At 68.2% G+C, this 239-nt stretch carries 1 protein-coding gene; it reads left to right on the top strand.

Annotated features, from left to right (window positions below; genetic code table 11):
• Positions 1-239: Tn3 family transposase (locus E0D90_RS26315; protein WP_130800374.1), on the top strand; the 239-nt coding region annotated here is incomplete at both ends.

Raw genomic sequence — 239 nt, 5'->3', positions numbered from 1 at the left:
GCGGCACGCTCAACATCAAGCACGTCCGCGCCCATTGGGACGAAATCCTGCGGCTGGCCACCTCGATCAAGCAGGGCACGGTGACGGCCTCCCTGATGCTCCGAAAGCTCGGCAGCTACCCACGCCAGAACGGCCTGGCCGTGGCGCTCCGCGAGCTGGGCCGCATCGAGCGCACGCTGTTCATCCTGGACTGGCTGCAAAGCGTGGAACTGCGCCGCCGCGTGCAGGCCGGCCTGAAC

The organism is Streptomyces otsuchiensis (assembly GCF_004305975.1).
GTDB classification, from domain to species: Bacteria; Actinomycetota; Actinomycetes; order Streptomycetales; family Streptomycetaceae; genus Streptomyces; species Streptomyces otsuchiensis.
This window is presented reverse-complemented; position numbering and strand designations above follow the sequence as displayed.